The following is a 1,759-nucleotide window of genomic DNA, read 5'->3' as shown; positions in this document are numbered from 1 at the left end:
AGATGAAAATTGAAATCCGTTCGCACGAAAAACCCCTATAACTAACTATATTTCAAATGTTTCAAAGAACGATTGCGAATTTTTAGTGGACACTAATGACCTGAAATAATTATGAGTGGACAACCAAAAATAAATTATCTGCACCAGCAACTCTGTTGGGTTACACAAAATATAATTGACGCCATTTGTTGTATAAAAGAAATACCTGAAGATTTACTGCCTCATATTGTTTTTGTTGAAGAAGTAAATGGAAAGGGTGAGCCATGTTATACTAAATATCAAATGGTTGATATTGATCCGGTCGAAAAGAACTGTATTATATATGATAAAGAAACTGATTTCCGGGAAGAAATATCTTTAGAAGCAATCAATACAGATTGGCTGATTACCATCTGGAATCGCTATCTGGAACTATCTGAAGAGAATGAACCTGAACCAAAATCGCTCTATGTATTTCTTTATCCGGCAGAACGTTTTGGGCGCAATGCGACTGACGAAGAGATTGTTTATGATTATGATGTAGATGAAGGTCAGGATCCATGTGTGGAGAAATATACGTTTGATGAATTTGCTGCTATGATGAATGATGGAGAGCGTTTCCCTGATATGTATATTCGTTTTATTAATTATAGTTGATCTGTCGAAAGAATGATTTGGTCATTATTAATTATTATCTTTGAACTGTAAAACTTATGAATATAAGGATTTAGCTTAATAATATGAATGTATATCACGGTGGATATTGTCAAATAAAGACTCCTGAAATAATAAAAGGCAGATACGCAAAAGATTTTGGGACTGGATTTTATTGTACCGAATTGAAGGAACAAGCAGTACGTTGGGCCAGACGGTATGATACTCCCGTAGTGAGTGTCTATAACTTTGAATCTAATGAGAAACTGAACATTCTTCAATTTACTGAAATGACTGAAGAATGGCTCGATTTTATTGTATCATGCCGTAATGGAAAAAGTCACGATTATGATATCGTCATTGGAGCAATGGCTAACGATCAGGTATATAACTATGTTTCCGATTTTATAAGCGGAGTTATTACCAGGGAGCAATTCTGGGCTTTAGCCAAATTTAAGCATCCGACTCATCAAATAAACTTTTGTACGGATGATGCTCTTAAGTGCCTGACTTTCATTAATAGCAAGGAGATTAAAGTATGACAGGTAGAGAAAAAAAAGAATATAACGATTTATTTTTTGTTTGTAGCCTTATCGAATATATCGGACGAAAAACAAAAAATCACAGAAATGTTGTCGTGAACGCAATTGGAAAAGACAAGCTTGAGCATATTTATGAATTGGCCGATGTGTATCATAGTGATAACATTGAGAGAATTTCCGATGAACTTACAACCAATTATCATATCAATATGGGGGTATTCGATAACGTGGCTGACGGTAAGTATTCCATTCCGACATATTGGGATATAGGAAAGGTATATAAACGCCTTATCGTTGATATTTGTGATAAACAGGATAAAAAGCCGATAGAAACACTTATTGAAGTATATAATTCCTGGCTTTCCCGCAAAATTGAAGATTTCAACAGCAGCCTGTATTACGAAAGTCCGGAATACCTGTATGAATCATATATAAAAGGCGAAGTACTTTAGTTTTAAGAATCGAAATAATAACAATCAAATACTTGAGGGTGTGTCAAAAGCCCCAAAATATGAAAGACCGAAGTTTTTAATAGCTTCGGTCTTTTTCGTTCACTCTAAAATATGTATCTTAGAGTTGCAATG

3 protein-coding genes are annotated in these 1,759 nt (G+C 34.3%); all 3 read left to right on the top strand.

Features of this window, described 5'->3' with window-relative positions; all coding sequences use genetic code 11:
- Positions 1-111 precede the first annotated feature (111 nt).
- The 3 genes from D0T57_RS15260 to D0T57_RS15250 all read left to right on the top strand — a co-directional run bounded on the left by D0T57_RS15260 (position 112) and on the right by D0T57_RS15250 (position 1,627).
- Positions 112-636, top strand: coding sequence for a hypothetical protein (locus D0T57_RS15260; protein WP_163274332.1), 525 nt, complete (start codon positions 112-114; stop codon positions 634-636).
- Positions 637-719: 83 nt separating this feature from the next.
- Positions 720-1,175 carry a DUF3990 domain-containing protein gene (locus D0T57_RS15255; protein ID WP_163274331.1) on the top strand — a complete coding sequence of 152 codons (456 nt, stop codon included), beginning with the start codon at positions 720-722 and terminating at the stop codon, positions 1,173-1,175.
- 95 nt (positions 1,176-1,270) lie between these two features.
- On the top strand, positions 1,271-1,627 hold the full coding sequence (locus tag D0T57_RS15250; protein WP_368666940.1) for a hypothetical protein: 357 nt from the start codon (positions 1,271-1,273) through the stop codon (positions 1,625-1,627).
- Positions 1,628-1,759 lie beyond the last annotated feature (132 nt).

The sequence above is a fragment of the Dysgonomonas sp. 511 genome (assembly GCF_010501105.1).
Lineage (GTDB): Bacteria > Bacteroidota > Bacteroidia > Bacteroidales > Dysgonomonadaceae > Dysgonomonas.
Note: the sequence above shows the minus strand (reverse complement) of the source record. Positions and strands in the feature narration are given on the sequence as shown.

Coding starts and splice junctions, on each gene's coding strand:
- D0T57_RS15255 (WP_163274331.1), top strand. CDS start 720: ATGAATGTATATCACGGTGGATATTGTCAAATAAAGACTCCTGAAATA.
- D0T57_RS15260 (WP_163274332.1), top strand. CDS start 112: ATGAGTGGACAACCAAAAATAAATTATCTGCACCAGCAACTCTGTTGG.